This window comes from Deinococcus seoulensis, assembly GCF_014648115.1.
GTDB lineage: Bacteria > Deinococcota > Deinococci > Deinococcales > Deinococcaceae > Deinococcus > Deinococcus seoulensis.
Genome location: NZ_BMQM01000028.1, coordinates 34,823 through 49,104, shown reverse-complemented (window position 1 = coordinate 49,104; position 14,282 = coordinate 34,823). Strand labels below are relative to the sequence as shown.

At 69.7% G+C, this 14,282-nt stretch carries 13 protein-coding genes; 7 read left to right on the top strand and 6 right to left on the bottom strand.

The window, feature by feature from the left end; all coding sequences use genetic code 11:
* Nucleotides 1-250 precede the first annotated feature (250 nt).
* The 4 genes from IEY70_RS16555 to IEY70_RS16540 all read right to left on the bottom strand — a co-directional run bounded on the left by IEY70_RS16555 (nucleotide 251) and on the right by IEY70_RS16540 (nucleotide 4,279).
* Nucleotides 251-1,234, bottom strand: coding sequence for an aldo/keto reductase (locus IEY70_RS16555; protein ID WP_189066138.1), 984 nt, complete (start codon nucleotides 1,232-1,234; stop codon nucleotides 251-253).
* The gene (locus tag IEY70_RS16550) at nucleotides 1,231-2,037 is read right to left on the bottom strand and encodes a hypothetical protein (protein ID WP_189066137.1); all 807 of its coding nucleotides are present in this window, start codon (nucleotides 2,035-2,037) and stop codon (nucleotides 1,231-1,233) included. Before IEY70_RS16550 ends, IEY70_RS16555 begins: the two co-directional genes overlap by 4 nt.
* Nucleotides 2,038-2,065: 28 nt before the next feature.
* Nucleotides 2,066-2,449, bottom strand: a complete 384-nt coding sequence (locus IEY70_RS16545) for a RidA family protein (protein WP_189066136.1) — start codon at nucleotides 2,447-2,449, stop codon at nucleotides 2,066-2,068.
* A gap of 276 nt (nucleotides 2,450-2,725) precedes the next feature.
* Entirely contained in the window at nucleotides 2,726-4,279 is a 1,554-nt protein-coding gene (locus tag IEY70_RS16540; protein ID WP_189066135.1) for a hypothetical protein, read from the bottom strand.
* Nucleotides 4,280-4,574: 295 nt separating this feature from the next.
* Between IEY70_RS16540 and paaA the strand changes: the two genes are divergently transcribed.
* The 5 genes from paaA to IEY70_RS16515 all read left to right on the top strand — a co-directional run bounded on the left by paaA (nucleotide 4,575) and on the right by IEY70_RS16515 (nucleotide 8,311).
* On the top strand, nucleotides 4,575-5,564 hold the full coding sequence (gene paaA, locus IEY70_RS16535) for a 1,2-phenylacetyl-CoA epoxidase subunit PaaA (protein WP_229777996.1): 990 nt from the start codon (nucleotides 4,575-4,577) through the stop codon (nucleotides 5,562-5,564).
* Nucleotides 5,565-5,693: 129 nt separating this feature from the next.
* Nucleotides 5,694-6,284: a phenylacetic acid degradation protein gene (locus IEY70_RS16530; protein WP_189066134.1), complete on the top strand. Its 591-nt coding sequence runs from the start codon at nucleotides 5,694-5,696 to the stop codon at nucleotides 6,282-6,284.
* Nucleotides 6,281-7,060, top strand: coding sequence for a 1,2-phenylacetyl-CoA epoxidase subunit PaaC (paaC, locus tag IEY70_RS16525; RefSeq protein ID WP_189066133.1), 780 nt, complete (start codon nucleotides 6,281-6,283; stop codon nucleotides 7,058-7,060). Before IEY70_RS16530 ends, paaC begins: the two co-directional genes overlap by 4 nt.
* A gap of 8 nt (nucleotides 7,061-7,068) precedes the next feature.
* Entirely contained in the window at nucleotides 7,069-7,605 is a 537-nt protein-coding gene (gene paaD, locus IEY70_RS16520; RefSeq protein WP_189066132.1) for a 1,2-phenylacetyl-CoA epoxidase subunit PaaD, read from the top strand.
* 16 nt (nucleotides 7,606-7,621) lie between these two features.
* Complete coding sequence (locus IEY70_RS16515) at nucleotides 7,622-8,311, top strand: alpha/beta fold hydrolase (protein WP_189066131.1); 690 nt, start codon at nucleotides 7,622-7,624, stop codon at nucleotides 8,309-8,311.
* Nucleotides 8,312-8,319: 8 nt separating this feature from the next.
* Here IEY70_RS16515 and map read toward each other — a convergent pair whose 3' ends face one another.
* Nucleotides 8,320-9,063: a type I methionyl aminopeptidase gene (map, locus tag IEY70_RS16510; protein WP_189066130.1), complete on the bottom strand. Its 744-nt coding sequence runs from the start codon at nucleotides 9,061-9,063 to the stop codon at nucleotides 8,320-8,322.
* A gap of 172 nt (nucleotides 9,064-9,235) precedes the next feature.
* Here map and paaZ point away from each other — a divergent pair, with 172 nt between their 5' ends.
* Complete coding sequence (paaZ, locus tag IEY70_RS16505) at nucleotides 9,236-11,323, top strand: phenylacetic acid degradation bifunctional protein PaaZ (RefSeq protein ID WP_189066129.1); 2,088 nt, start codon at nucleotides 9,236-9,238, stop codon at nucleotides 11,321-11,323.
* Nucleotides 11,324-11,424: 101 nt separating this feature from the next.
* Entirely contained in the window at nucleotides 11,425-12,369 is a 945-nt protein-coding gene (locus IEY70_RS16500; protein WP_189066128.1) for an aldo/keto reductase family protein, read from the top strand.
* Between the two features lie 94 nt (nucleotides 12,370-12,463).
* On the opposite strand, the gene IEY70_RS16495 is transcribed toward IEY70_RS16500, so the two are convergent.
* The gene (locus IEY70_RS16495) at nucleotides 12,464-14,158 is read right to left on the bottom strand and encodes a GGDEF domain-containing protein (protein WP_189066127.1); all 1,695 of its coding nucleotides are present in this window, start codon (nucleotides 14,156-14,158) and stop codon (nucleotides 12,464-12,466) included.
* Nucleotides 14,159-14,282 lie beyond the last annotated feature (124 nt).

Here is a 14,282-nt window from a genome sequence, read left to right as displayed (position 1 = left end):
AGGGGCGGTCAGAGGGATCTGTTTGATGCCGCAATTATAATCTATTTAATCGGAGTCCGTATCATACGGATTCCGTTTATTTCGTTGACAACCCGGAAGGGCGCCGGGTTGCCAACTCCACGTCCGGAACCCGCTTCGACTCCTACTCGCTCCGCTCGGATTGAACGGCTTTATAAGCCATTCAATCGGAGTCCGTATCGCATCCACCCGGACTGAACAGTTTCTGCCCACCATCCAGTCGGAGTCCGGATCAGTTCCAGGGCAGCGCGGCCCGCTCCTGCCAGTACGTGCGGGCGTCCACGGTCAGTTCCGGCAGGGCGTCCGCCGGGACCTGCACGCGCAGCGCCGCCAGATTCTGCGCCAGCTGATCGGTGTTGCCCGCGCCACTCAGGACCATGTCCGCCCACGGTTGCGCCAGCACAGCCGCCAGGGCCGCCGCGTCCGGTGTGACGCCCAGTTCCGCTGCCAGGGCCGCCAGCGGGGCGGGCACGTCCCCACGTCCGCTCAGGCCCCGCGCGCTCAGACGGCCGTTCGCCACGCCCTCCTTCACCACGGTCGCCCACCCGGCCGCGTGCGCGTCGGCCAGCGCCGCGCCCGCCGAGCGGTCCAGCAGGTTCCAGGTGGCCTGCACGGCACTCAGGGGATTCACGCCGTCCACCCGCACCTCCAGCGCCCGCCGGATCGTGTCCGCCTGCGCCGGGCCGCTGGTACTCAGGCCCACCCGCACGCCCCCCGCCGCCAGTTCCGCCAGTCGCGCCAGCACCGCCGGGTTGTCCAGCACGCCCGACTCCAGCGTCGCCGAGTGAATCAGGTACAGCGCCGGGGAGCCGCCCAGCGCCGCGAGCGTCTGCGGCCACTGCCGGTCCAGCGTGGCCCGGTCGTGCGTCTTGACCTCATGCACGGGCGCGTCCGGCTGCCAGTCCGCCACGTAGGTGTACCCCCACTTGCTGCCCAGCACGGCGTCCCGGTGCCCGCGCGCCTGCACCCACCCGCCCAGGAACTCCTCGGCCCGCCCGTAACTGCGCGCCGCGTCGAAATACCGCACGCCCGCCGCGTACGCCCCGTCCAGCACCGCCCACGCCTGCGCCTGCATGCCCCCCACCGACCGGTCCGGGAGGTCGCGCGCGTGCCCCAGGTTGATGTACCCGGGGCGGCCCAGCGCGGCCAGCCCCACCCCAAGGCGGGGTGACGCCGGATCGAACGGACGGACGGAACCAGACAGGGAAGAGGTCATGCCTGCATTGTCGCTGCCCGCAGCCCGGCCGCCAACGCTTCAGGGCAATGCAACGACTGCCCCGCCGCGAGGTCCAGCGTCCAGGCCACGGCGTTCGCGTACGCCACCTCCAGGCCGTCCAGGCTGGCCGTGACCCCTGCGTAACGAGCCAGGGTCGCGGCGTCCAGTTCCTGCTCGGCGCGGCGCGAGGCGTTCGCCCAGTGCGCGGTGCGGCCCGCGTGCAGCCGCGCCAGTCGCAGCAGGCCGCCCTGCACCCAGCCCAGCAGCTCGTGCGCCCGGATGCGCTCGCCGCGCGCCAACACGTTCAGCCCGAAGGCCAGCCAGTTCAGTAGCCGGTCCAGGGTGTCCTGCGCCTCGCCCGCCGGGTCCGTCCGGCGCGCCGCCAGGACCGCCAGGTGCCGTGCCAGTCGCCCGTCCGGGTCCTTGACCAGCATCCGTTCCGGGCGCACGTGCTGCGGCGTCCAGTCCTCCACTTCCGGCAGGCGTTCCTGCGCGGCCACATGCAGCTCCACGCGCCGCAGCCCCGGCAGGAGTACGGTGGGCGTCCCGAACTCGTTCACCACGAAGTGCTGCACGTCCAGCCGCGCCGACAGCCACGCCCGCACGTCGAACGCCGCGCCAGATGCCGGGTCGAGAAACGCCCAGTACTCCAGATCGCTGAACGCATCGGCGCTGCCCTGCGGCACGCTCCCATACGCCACGACATGCGAGAACCGCGCCTCCGCGACCAGCGCCGAGCGCAACCGCTCATCCAGGGCCAGCAGGTCGGCCAGTACAGGGGGAGAGGAGTGGGGGGCCGTCATGCCCCCCAGTCTGCCCCACGGGCGGGGATCACCCGCCGATGACGGCTTCGGCCTCGATCTCCACGAGGTGCAGCGGGTCGATCAGCGCGGCGACCTGCACCAGGGTCGTGGCGGGGCGGATGTCGCGGAACACCTCGCCGTGCGCGCGGGCGACCTCTTCCCAGCGACTGATGTCGGTCACGTAGATGCGGGTGCGGACCACGTCCGACAGTTTCGCCCCCGCTGTTTCCAGCGCGGTGCGGATGATGCCCAGCGCCGCGCGGGTCTGCTCGGCCGGGTCGCCCTCGCCGACGACCTCGCCGTTCACGGTGGCGGTCGTGCCGCTGACCTGCACGGTGTTCCCGACTTTCACGGCGCGCGAGTACCCGATCTGCGCTTCCCATGGGCTGCCACTGCTGATGTTCTGACGCATGCCCCAGCGTAGGGGGCCGGGTCGGGGGCGCGTGCCGTGGTCGTCTGATCCGGCGTGTGCCGCGCCGCGTGACAGGTGCCGTGACAGGTTCCGTGACAGGCGGCGGGGCGCTCCGGCAACCGGCGCCGCCCTGCCGCTGTTCATATGGATTGCCGTCTGTTTTGCCTTCCGCCCACGTGCCGGATTACCAGCTCCTCGTCCGGAGGGGCGCCTTCCTCCCACTCGCATCCGCTCGGATTGAATGGTCTTTGCACCCCATTCAAGTCGGAGTCCGTATCAGTCCTCGTACAGGTCGCCGGGGCGGGGGGTCAGGGTCCAGTCCGTGACCTGCCAGCCCTGCGGGCCGCGCGTCAGGTGAATGGTGGCGGTCTGGCGGGTGCCGCTGACGTACTCGCTGTCCTGGTCGGCGGCGACCATGCCGAACGTGACGGGCGCGGTGACGGTGGCGCGGTCCGGCGTGTCCTGGGGCATGTCGATGGCGCTGACCGTGAAGTTCCCCAGCGCGTACAGGCTGAAGTCGGCGGTCGTGGCGGCCACCCAGGGTTGCGCGCGGGTAACGGCGGCCTCGATGCGGCGCGTGAGTTCCTGCATCTGCGCGGGCGTGCGCGGCTGCTGCGGCTGCGCGTACTGCGAGGCGACCTGCCGGGCCACGTTGCTCAGGTCGCCCAGCAGGGTCGCGGCGACGCCCAGCGCGCCGGTCTGTTCGGTCAGGGCGGCGGGGGTCACGCGGTACGCGCGGTAGTGCACGCTGCCGCTGAGGGCGTCGAAGATCACGGCGTCGTCCTGCCCGCTGGCGCGGCGGACCGGGAACGCCGGGTACCACGCGGTGTCCACGTACCCGTCCAGGGCGCCAGCGGCGGAGGTCTTCACGGGCACCTGTTTCAGGGTGGGTCCGGCCTGAATGCCGCCACTGACGGGCCGGTACAGGCGCGTCTGGCCCTGCGTGCCGCGTGCCAGGAGCGCCAGGTACTCGGTGCGGCCGGGACCGCTGAACGACCCGCCGATCCCGATGGGCGTCGCGGCGGGGTCCGCTCCGGCGCGGGCGGGCCAGTCGCTCAGGCCGTAATCGCTCAGAGCGGCGCGCAGGTCCGGGTCGTAACTGCCCAGCCACGCGCGGAACGGTTGCGGCAGGGTGTTCAGGTACGGGCGGGCGGTGCCGGGCGCGGCGATCAGGCGGGCGGCGTACCCGGCGAGCAGGCCGCCGCTGTAGTCGGGTTGCTCCTGCGCGCGGACGCTGCCCAGGATGAACGGCCCGTACGCCCGCGAGTTGTTCACGTAGCGGGGCGGCCCGCCGGGCACGGGCAGGTACGAGTACACGACCGGCAGGGCCGGGCTTTCCGCGAAGCTCATGCCGTACGCGTACGCGAACCGCCAGTCCGCGCCGACGAGTTCCAGGGGGCCTTTGCCGTCCAGTTGCCGGACGTCCAGGCTGGCGCTGTGCGCGCTGAACACCCGCAGCAGTTGCCGGGGCGGGCTGCTCAGCGAGTACAGCGTGTGCGTGAAACAGCAGTGCGCGCCGCCGGAGAAGCCTGCCAGCATGACTTCCGGGATGCCGTCGCCGGTCACGTCCCGGCAGAAGTCCACGGCGACCATGGTGTCCTGGACCGTGGCGTGCGTCACGCCGCCGCGCGAGATGGTCACGCGGTCCAGGGGATCCCCGAAGCCGTTCTCGCGCAGGGTCAGGGTGTACGCCCCGCAGGTCTGCGAGGAGACCTTCACGGGCGTGGGCGAGGTCTGCGCGGCGGCGGGCGCGGCCAGCAGGCCCAGCAGCAGGCTCAGCAGCAGGATCGGGGCGGAGGCCAGCAGGAGCGGCGTGCGGGGTCGGGTCATGGGGAACCTCCGGGGGAAAGGGCGTGGATGTGCGTTCGCCTCATACGGACTCCGATTGAATGGCTTATAAAGCCGTTCAATTCGAGCGGAGCGAGTGGGAGCGAAACGGGTTCCGGACGTGGAGTTGGCAACCCGGTGCCGTCCCGGGTTGTTAACGAAACAAACGGAATCCGTATCACAGCATGCCCCATGTGGGCGTCCGGGTGAACGGGCCGCGCGGGTGCAACCCACCCCACACCCGACCTAACGCTCGTTAGGTACACTGGGGGCAAGTTCCAATCAGGAGGTTGCCCCCATGACCCACCCCACCCCCGCCCAGACCGGCCCGAACCCATCAGGAATGGGCCCCGGAGAAACGCCCGAGCAGCACGCGCACTTCGAGGCCCGCATCGCCCGCGGCGAGAAGATCGAGGCCGGCGACTGGATGCCCGCCGAGTACCGCCGCCAGCTCATCCGCATGATCAGCCAGCACGCCCACAGCGAGGTCGTCGGCATGCTCCCCGAAGGCGAATGGATCACCCGCGCCCCCAGCCTGAAACGCAAGACCATCCTCATGGCCAAGGTGCAGGACGAGGCCGGGCACGGCCAGTACCTCTACCACGCCGCCGAAACCCTCGGCGCCACCCGCGAGGACATGCTCCAGGCCCTCCTGAGCGGCAAGGCCAAATACAGCAGCATCTTCAACTACCCCACCTACACCTGGGCGGACGTCGGCATGATCGGCTGGCTCGTGGACGGCGCCGCCATCAAGAACCAGACCATGCTCGCCGGCTGCTCCTACGGCCCGTACAGCCGCGCCATGGTCCGCATCTGCTCCGAGGAAACCTTCCACCACAAACAGGGCAAGGAAATGATCGTCGCCTACGCCCAGGGAACCCCCGAACAGCGCGCCATGGCGCAGGAATCCCTGAACCGCTGGTGGTGGCCCGCCATGATGATGCTCGGCCCGCACGACGCCGACAGCCCCAACAGCGGCGTCCTCACGAAATGGGGCATCAAGCTCAAGAGCAACGACGAGGTCCGCCAGGAATTCATCAACGAACACGTCCCCGAACTCCTCGAAGCGGGCCTCACCATCCCCGACCCCGACCTCCACCAGGACGAACACGGCAACTGGCGCCACGGCCCCATCCACTGGGACGAATTCTGGGCCGTCATCCGCGGCGAACAGGGCCTCAACAGGGAACGCCTCGGCGCCCGCCAGCACGCCCACGACGACGGCGCCTGGGTCCGCGACGCCCTCCAGGCCTACACCGACCGGCAACGCGCGGTCGCGGCGGACTGAAGAACCCCTCAGTCAGCTTCGCTGACAGCTCCCCTCAAGGGGAGCCTTTAAGTCCCCTGCCTCCCCTCTAAGGGGAGGTGCCCCCGCAGGGGGCGGAGGGGTCGCCCCCCAGCTGCGAAAGGAAACCCAATGACTCAACCTCAATCCTCTTCTCCCGATACGCAGTGGCCGCGCTGGGAGGTGTTCAAGCAGGACGCCCCCGGCCGCCCGCATCAGGCGGTGGGGAGCGTGCACGCGGGTGATCCGCCGCATGCGCTGGTGACGGCGCGGAACGTGTTTGTGCGCCGCCCGGCCGCCGTGAGCCTGTGGTGCGTGCGCGAGGACGACATCCTGACCGCCACGCCCGAGGAACTGACCACCCACCCCGCGCTGCTGGACTCGCCCGGCGAGACCGGGACGTATCACGTGGGCGTGAAACGCACGAACAAACGCTCCATGACGTTCGTGGACCTCAGCGGGACCGTGCAGGCCAGCGGGAGCGGCGACGCGCTGCGGAAGGCGCAGATCATGCACCCCGACGTGCTCGCCTGGATGGTCTTCCCGGAGTCGGCGGTCGTCCGCACCGACGAGGACCCCGGCACCGTCGAGAGCTGGTTTGCCCCGGCGAAAGAGAAGACGTACAAGCAGCAGCAGTACTACGGCGTGATCGGCCGTCACGTCGGCGAACTGAAACGCGCCGGGCTGATGCCGGGCCGCGCCCCCAGCGAGGAAGGCGCATGACCACCACCCCCACCACCCTGACCGACCCGCAGGCGCAGGCGCTCCTGCTGAAACTCACGGTCCTCGCCGACGACGAGATCATCCTCGCCCACCGCGACGGCGAGTGGACCGGGCACGCCCCCATCCTCGAAGAGGACATCGCACTGGCGAACATCGCGCAGGACGAACTCGGGCACGCCGGACTGTACCTGAGCCTCGCGCAGACCCTCGGCGGCAGCGACCCCGATCAGGTGGCGTTCTGGCGCGGCCCGGACGACTACCGGAACACCCGCCTCGTGGAACTCCCGAAGGGCGACTGGGCCTTCACGATGGTCCGGCAGTTCCTGTACGACACCTCCGAGGCGCTGTGGCTGGAGGCCGCCACCCGCAGCACCTACGCCTCCCTCGCAGAGATCGCCGCGAAGGCCGTGCGCGAGGAGAAATTCCACGTGCAGCACACTGCCCTGTGGGTGGAACGCCTCGCCCTCGGCACGCCCGAGAGCGAACGCCGCACCCAGGCCGCCCTGACGGAACTGTGGCCGCACGCCGCGCAACTCTTCCAGCCAGTCGAGGGTGAAGCGGAACTGACCGCATCCGGCATCCTTCCCGACCTGAACGCCGTGCACGCCCGCTGGACCGACCTCATCACCTGGCACCTCGTGGACAAATGCGGCCTCACCCTCCCCGACGCCCCCACCACCCAACCCGGCCGCGACACGCACACCGAGCACCTCGCCCCCCTGCTGGAAGAAATGCAGAGCGTCGCCCGGCAACACCCCGACGCCGAGGTCTGGTGAACGGGCGGATGGCAGAAGGCGGAAGGCAGAAGGCAGAACGCCCTGCGCCATCGGCCATCAGCATTCAGCCATCTGCCGTCTGGGACGCGCTGGCCAGCGTCCCAGACCCCGAGATTCCCGTCGTGAGCATCACGGACATGGGCATGGTGCGGGACGTGACCGTGGGCGACGCGGGGGGCGTGACGGTGACGTTCACGCCCACGTTCAGCGGCTGTCCCGCACTGCACGTCATCCGGGACAGCATTGAGCAGGCGGTGCGCGACCTGGGCGTGACGGACGTCGAGGTGAAAAGCACCCTCACGCCCCCGTGGACGACCGACTGGATAGGTGACGACGCGCGGGAGCGGCTGCGGCAGTACGGCATCGCGCCCCCTGCCCCCACCGGGGAAGGGCAGCTGATTCAGCTGGACGTGGAACCCACCCGCTGCCCCCGCTGCGGCAGCCTGAACGTGAGGATGACCGCCTCGTTTGGCCCGACCCTCTGCAAACGCATGTACGTCTGCGACTCATGCCGGGAACCGTTTGAAGGCTTCAAGAGCGTATAGGCAGAGCATAGTGACGATGCAACGCACGCTGAGACTGCCCGCAGGGGAATTCCTGTACCGCGACACAGGCACGCCCGACAGGCCTACCGTGCTGGCCCTGCATGGCATGGGTCGGGACGGTTCGGACTGGGACGTGACCGCTCAGGCACTCGCCCCGCAGTTTCGTCTCGTGGCACTTGATCTGCGGGGGCACGGGCAGAGTGTCCGGACAGAGCAGTACAGCCTGGAGGCCATGCGGGACGACGTGGCGGCGTTCGTGGACGCCCTTCAGCTGAACGACTTCGTGCTGCTGGGCTTCTCGCTGGGGGGTGTGGTCGCCTACCTGTACGCGCAGGCGCACCCCGCGCGTGTCCGGCAGTTGGTCACGGTGGATACGCCGCTGCCGACCACCTGGGAGCAGCCCGCGCCGCCTGCCGAGGCTCCGGAGGGTGTCCGGCACGACTGGAACGCCACCATGCAGCTGTTCCCGGAGCTGCACGCCACGAACGCCCGTTGGTGGAATGACCTCGCGCAGATCGGGTGCCCGGCACTTCTCCTGCGAGGCGGGGAGACCAGCTGGATGCCCCAGGAACGCATCGAGGACACCGCCCGCCAGCTGCCCGACGCCCGCGTGGTCGAGATTCCAGGCGGCGGCCACCCCCTGCACCGCACCCAGTTTGCGGCGTTTACCAGCCACCTCACCCGCTTTCTTCGGGGGGAGGAGTGACCCTCACGTCACGCCGTCAATATCACCGGTTTCCCTTTCATGATCATGATGGTGTGTTCTACGTGGGCAGCGAGGCCGCCGTCGGTGGTGGCGAGGGTCCAGCCGTCGCGGCGGGTGCGGACGCGGGGGCTTCTGCCGGTGCTGATCATGGGTTCCACGGCGATCACGAGGCCCTCGTGCAGGGGTTTACGCAGCGCGGGGCGGTAGTAGTTGGGGACGTCGGGTTTCTCGTGGATGGCGCGGCCCACGCCGTGCCCCTGGAGTTCCGGCAGGAGCGTGAAGCCCCGGCGCTGCACCTCGGTCTGAATGGCGCGCCCGATGCCGTTCAGGGGTTGTCCGGCGCGGGCGGCGTTCAGGCCGCGCGCCAGGGCGGCCTCGGCGGCCTTGATGAGGCGGGCGGCGGTGGGGGAGACGGGCGGCACGGCGACCGTGATGGCGGCGTCCGCGACGAACCCGCCGACGTTCGGCGTGACGTCGATGCACACCACGTCCCCCGCCTGAAGCGGGCGGTTCGTGGGGAGTCCGTGGACGATGTCGTCGTTCACGCTGATGAACACGTTCACGGGCGCGCCGTACTCGGCACGTGGGGCAGAGAACGCGCCGAACCCCGCGAACACCTGCCCGGCCAGGGCGTCCAGTTCGGCGGGCGTCACGCCCGGTTCGACAGCGGCGCGCAGGGCGTCCAGGGTGCGGGCGACGACCTTCCCGGCGAGGGTCATGCCGTCCAGTTCATGCTGCGTGGTGATCGTCATGCGGCAGTGTAAGCGCCCGGTCGGGAACGGGAGTGTGACCCTCTCCTTTTCCCCTCCCCCTTGAGGGGGGCGGCCGGGAGGGGGTGCGCGCAGCGCCTGTTTCCCCGACTTCTATCTCAATTTCAGATCGAATCGTCTTTCTCTTCCAAGGAGCGTTTCTGTGACTCAATCAATGACTTCTGATCTTCTTCGTCCGGCGTCTTATGTGTCTGGTTCGTGGCATGCGAATGCGGATGGGCAGGTGCTGCTGGACGCGGTGTATGGGCGTCCGGTGGCGGTGATCTCGTCGGACGGCGTGGATTTCGGTGGGGCGCTGGCGTACGGGCGGAAAGCGGGCGCGGCGTTGCGGCGCATGACGTTCCATGAGCGGGCGCGTGCCTTGAAGGCGCTGGGGGCGTTCCTGATGGAGCGGAAGGAGGCGTATTACGCGCTGAGCACCCTGACGGGGGCGACGCGGCGGGATTCGTGGGTGGATATCGAAGGTGGGATCGGCACGCTGTTCAGTTACGCGAGTGCGGCGCGGCGGGAACTGCCGGACGAGCGCTTCTGGCCGGACGGGCGCGTGGAGCGGTTGGGGCGCGAGGGGACGTTCGTGGGTCGTCACCTGCTGGTGCCGCGTGAGGGCATAGCGGTGCAGATCAATGCGTTCAACTTCCCGGTGTGGGGGATGCTGGAGAAGTTCGCACCCGCGTTCATCGGGGGGATGCCGAGTCTGGTGAAGCCTGCGCCGCAGACGGCGTACCTGACGGAGCGGGTGGTGCGGGACATCGTGGCGTCGGGCCTGATTCCGGAGGGGTCGCTGCAACTGGTGACGGGGGAGCCGGGGTCGCTGCTGGATCACGTGGAGGAGCAGGATGTGGTGGCGTTCACGGGGTCGGCGGCGACGGCGGCGCGGTTGCGGGTGCATCCGGCGATCGTGGGGCGGTCGGTGCCGTTCAATGCGGAGGCGGACAGCCTGAACGCATCGGTGCTGGGCCTGTCGGTGAAGCCGGAGGACCCTGAATTTGCGCTGTTCGTGCGCGAGGTGGCGCGCGAGATGACCGGGAAGGCCGGGCAGAAGTGCACCGCGATCCGCCGGGCGCTGGTGCCCTCGCATCTGGTGGAGGCGGTGACGGAGGGTCTGCGCCGCGAGCTGGCGAAGGTGACGCTGGGTGACCCGGCGCGGGACGACGTGCGGATGGGCGCGCTGGTGAGCGTGGAGCAGCGCGAGCGGGTGCGTGAGACGCTGGAGAAGTTGCAGCAGGAGGCGCGCGTGGTGATCAGCGGCGAGGCGCAACTGCTGGGCGGCGACCGCGAGAAGGGCGCGTTCCTCGACCCGACGGTGTTGCTGTGCGAGACCCCCCTGACCGCGCGGGGGCCGCATGAGCTGGAGGCGTTCGGGCCGGTGGCGACGCTGTTGCCGTACGACTCGCTGGAGGACGCGATTCACCTGACGAAACTGGGCCGGGGGTCGCTGGCCGGGAGCATCGTGTCCCGTGACCGCGCCGAGGCGACGGAACTGGTGCTGGGCATGGCGAGTTCGCATGGCCGCCTGCTGGTCCTGAACCGTGACAACGCGAAGGAGAACACCGGGCACGGGTCGCCGCTGCCGCAGCTGAATCACGGCGGTCCGGGCCGCGCCGGGGGTGGCTCGGAACTGGGGGGCCTCTCGGCGGTGCGGCATCACATGAACCGCGTGGCGGTGCAGGCCGACCCGACCATCCTGACGAGCATCACGCGGGAGTTCGTTCCCGGCGCCGAGGTGCAGGAGGATGTCGTCCACCCGTTCCGCAAGTCCTTCGACCAGATTCAGGTGGGGGACAGCCTCCTCACGCACCGCCGGACCGTCACGGAGGCGGACATCGTGAACTTCGCAGGCCTGACCGGCGACCACTTTTACGCGCACGTGGACGAGATCGGCGCGCGGGAGGGCATCTTCGGGAAGCGCGTGGCGCACGGGTACTTCCTGATCTCGGCGGCGGCCGGGCAGTTCGTTTCGCCCGCGCCGGGGCCGGTGCTGGCGAACTACGGCCTGGAGAACCTGCGCTTCATCGAGCCTGTGGGGATCGGGGACACCATCCGCACGCGGCTGACCTGCAAACGCAAGATCCGCAAGGACCTGCGCCCCGGCGAGACCCGCCCGACCGGTGTGGTCGAGTGGCGCAGCGAGATCACCAACCAGGACGGCGCGCTGGTCGCCACGTACGACATCCTGACGCTGGTCGAGCGGGCGCGGGACAGCTTCGATCCGCAGTCGGAGACAGAGGCCGCGCCTGCCTGAACGCAGCCCGGACGCACAGGCGACCCGGAAGGTGATGAGCCTTTCTTTATGTTGACTTCACCTGACGGACGGCTCATGCTTTACCCGATAAAGTGTCCCGCATGGAATACCGGAACCTCGGCAAGAGCGGTCTGAAAGTCAGCGAAGTCGCCCTGGGCGGCTGGGAAACGTACGGCGTCGGCGTGAACGAGCAGCAGATGGTGCGCGACATCGTCACCGCCGCGTACGACGGCGGCGTGAACTTCTTCGATCAGGCCGACATCTACGCCAGGGGCCGCAGCGAGGAACTGATGGGCAACGTGCTGCGCGAACTGCCGCGCCACACGCTGGTCATCAGCTCCAAGGTGTACTGGCCCATGAGCGACGACGTGAACGACCGGGGCCTGAGCCGCAAGCACATCCTGCACAGCATCGACGGCAGCCTGAAACGCCTGGGCACCGACCACCTCGACGTGTACTTCGCTCACCGTTACGACCCCGACGTGCCCATGGAAGAGATCGTCATGGCCTTCGATCAGGTCATCCGTGACGGCAAGGCCCTGTACTGGGGGACCAGCATGTGGCCCGCCGCGCGCATCGCCCAGGCGGTCGAGTTCGCCCGCGCGAACGGCCTGCACGCGCCCATCACCGAGCAGCCCGAGTACTCCATGATCCGCCGCGACCGCGTCGAGAAGGAGATCCTGCCGTACACCGAGACGGCCGGCGTGGGCCTGGTCGTCTGGAGCCCGCTCGCCATGGGCCTGCTGACCGGCAAGTACGACGACGGCAAACCCGAGGGCGCCCGCCTGACCGAGAAGGAAAACTGGGGCAAGAACTTCCTGACCGACGAGAACATCCAGAAGGTCCGCGACCTGAAAGCCATCGCCGACGACCTGAACATCACCCGCGCGCAACTGGCCCTCGCATGGATCCTGCGTCAGAAAGGCGTGAGCAGCGTCATCACGGGCGCCACGAAAGTCCAGCAGATCGAGGACACCGTCAAGGCCGCCGGCGTGCGCCTGAGCAGCGACGTGATCGAACAGATCGAAACAATCCTGACCCGCTGATCGCGGCGTCTGTCCGCGCGGCCCCCTCCACCCCGGAGGCGGGCCGCCGGTTTTGCTCCCGCTCCCCGCGCCCTGGCTCCCAGCGGTGTCCGGATCAGTCGCTGGGTGGGTACACGCGGTTGCGGCCGGCGCGTTTGGCGCGGTACAGGTGCTCGTCGGCCTGCGAGAGCGCCTCGGGCAGGCGTTCGCCGGGTTCGACGGCGTACCCGACGCTGGCGGTCAGGTTCGTGCCGGGCAGCAGCGCAGTCCAGTCGTGGGCGGCCACGGCGCGGCGGCAGGCTTCGGCCAGCGCGTGGGCCTGCGCGGCGTCCGTGACGGGCGTGATCAGCACGAATTCCTCGCCGCCGTAACGGGCCAGGAGGGCGTGGGGCCAGCGGGTCAGCTGCGCCCGGAGTACCTGCGCGACGCCCTGCAACGCCCGGTCACCCCCGGCGTGGGAGTGCCGGTCGTTCACGCGTTTGAAGTGATCGATGTCCAGGAACAGGGCGGCCAGCAGGGCGTCGCCGTTTCCGGTCAGGGCGGGCAGGCCTTCTTCCAGGCCCCGGCGGTTGAGCAGGCCGGTCAGCGGGTCCTGGCGGGCCTGGGTTTCGGCGTGCCGCAGGCGGTCCTGCCAGGAACTGGCGTCCTGGCGGGCCTGTTGCAGGTCGTGGGCCAGGGACAGGTGGCGCTGGGCGGCTGTGTTCACGCGTTCCAGGGCGTCCTGGGTGTCCTGAAGGGCGTCCCGCAGGACCTGAAGCGCCTGCGGGTACTGCCCGGCGCGTTCGTGCAGGGCGGCCATGGCGCGCAGGATCACCTGCGTGTCCCGGTGGCGTTTCTGGCTGCGGACGATGCTCAGCGCGCGGTGGTAGTCGGCGAGGGCGGCGGCCGGGTCGCCCTGCGCCTCGTGCAGTTCCGCGAGGCACATGGGCACCTCGATGTACAGCTGCTGGTCGAGGTCGCTGTTCATGGCGGCGGCCCGGTCGGCGGCCTGCTGGGCGCCGCTCAGGTTGCCCAGCAGCAGGTGCAGGGCGCTCTCGTGCGCGTGACACAGCACCTCGGTGGTCAGGCTGGGGTGGGTGCGCAGGGACGCCGTGGCGGCGCGCAGGACCATCAGGCCCTGGCGGGCCGCCTGCTCCGCCGCTTCCGGGCGGCCCCGGTCGCGGGCGCGGCGGGCCAGCAGCACGTACGCGGCCGCGCGGTTCTCGTGCAGGTAGTTGTTCAGGTCATGGATGATGTCCGCGTCGCTGAGGGTATGAATGTGCTCTTCGAGCAGGTTCAGCTGGTGCAGGGCCTCGCCGGGGTCGCCCGCGCTGTTCGCCAGCCACCCCAGGTTCACGAGGGCGTTCCCGATGTCGCCCGGATCGCCTTCCTGCTGCGCAGTGCTCAGGGCTTCCTGCAGATCCTGCCGGGCGCTGTTCATGTCGCCGATCAGCATCTGCGTCAGGGCGCGCACGTTCACCACCGACGACCGCAGGTGACTCAGGCCGTGCTCGTGAATCAGTTCGGTGGCGCGCGCCACGCTCTCCTGCGAGCGGTCCGGCTGGTTCAGGTGCGCCGCCACGAACCCCAGGCCGACCAGGGCCAGGGTGGCTTCCTCGGGCGCGCCGGCCTGCATGGCCAGTTCCAGGGCCGCCTCGCCCAGTTGCTGCGCGGCGCGCATCGACGAGTCCCGCATGAAGCGCGCCATGCCGGTCAGCGCCTGCGCCCGCTCGCGGTCGTCGGCCGCCGATTGCCACTGCCTGAGCAGCTCCGGGGGGAGGTTCTCAGGCAGTCGCAGGGTCCCGGCGTCAAACGGGGCGGAGGCGGACATGACAGGCATTGTCCCTGATTCTGATGGGCGGCGCATCAAGATTCCGTGAAGTCCCTGTGGTCGCCCCCCCCGGCCGCCCCCCCCGCTGCGCGCAGTCGACCGGCTCTCATACGGATTCCGTTTA

Excerpts from the sequence above, each read along its gene's own strand:
- paaA (WP_229777996.1), top strand. The coding sequence starts at position 4,575 with ATGACCCACCCCACCCCCGCCCAGACCGGCCCGAACCCATCAGGAATG.
- IEY70_RS16540 (WP_189066135.1), bottom strand. The coding sequence starts at position 4,279 with ATGACCCGACCCCGCACGCCGCTCCTGCTGGCCTCCGCCCCGATCCTG.
- paaC (WP_189066133.1), top strand. The coding sequence starts at position 6,281 with ATGACCACCACCCCCACCACCCTGACCGACCCGCAGGCGCAGGCGCTC.
- IEY70_RS16495 (WP_189066127.1), bottom strand. The coding sequence starts at position 14,158 with ATGTCCGCCTCCGCCCCGTTTGACGCCGGGACCCTGCGACTGCCTGAG.
- IEY70_RS16530 (WP_189066134.1), top strand. The coding sequence starts at position 5,694 with ATGACTCAACCTCAATCCTCTTCTCCCGATACGCAGTGGCCGCGCTGG.
- IEY70_RS16515 (WP_189066131.1), top strand. The coding sequence starts at position 7,622 with ATGCAACGCACGCTGAGACTGCCCGCAGGGGAATTCCTGTACCGCGAC.
- IEY70_RS16545 (WP_189066136.1), bottom strand. The coding sequence starts at position 2,449 with ATGCGTCAGAACATCAGCAGTGGCAGCCCATGGGAAGCGCAGATCGGG.
- paaD (WP_189066132.1), top strand. The coding sequence starts at position 7,069 with ATGGCAGAAGGCGGAAGGCAGAAGGCAGAACGCCCTGCGCCATCGGCC.
- IEY70_RS16555 (WP_189066138.1), bottom strand. The coding sequence starts at position 1,234 with ATGACCTCTTCCCTGTCTGGTTCCGTCCGTCCGTTCGATCCGGCGTCA.
- paaZ (WP_189066129.1), top strand. The coding sequence starts at position 9,236 with ATGACTTCTGATCTTCTTCGTCCGGCGTCTTATGTGTCTGGTTCGTGG.
- IEY70_RS16500 (WP_189066128.1), top strand. The coding sequence starts at position 11,425 with ATGGAATACCGGAACCTCGGCAAGAGCGGTCTGAAAGTCAGCGAAGTC.
- IEY70_RS16550 (WP_189066137.1), bottom strand. The coding sequence starts at position 2,037 with ATGACGGCCCCCCACTCCTCTCCCCCTGTACTGGCCGACCTGCTGGCC.
- map (WP_189066130.1), bottom strand. The coding sequence starts at position 9,063 with ATGACGATCACCACGCAGCATGAACTGGACGGCATGACCCTCGCCGGG.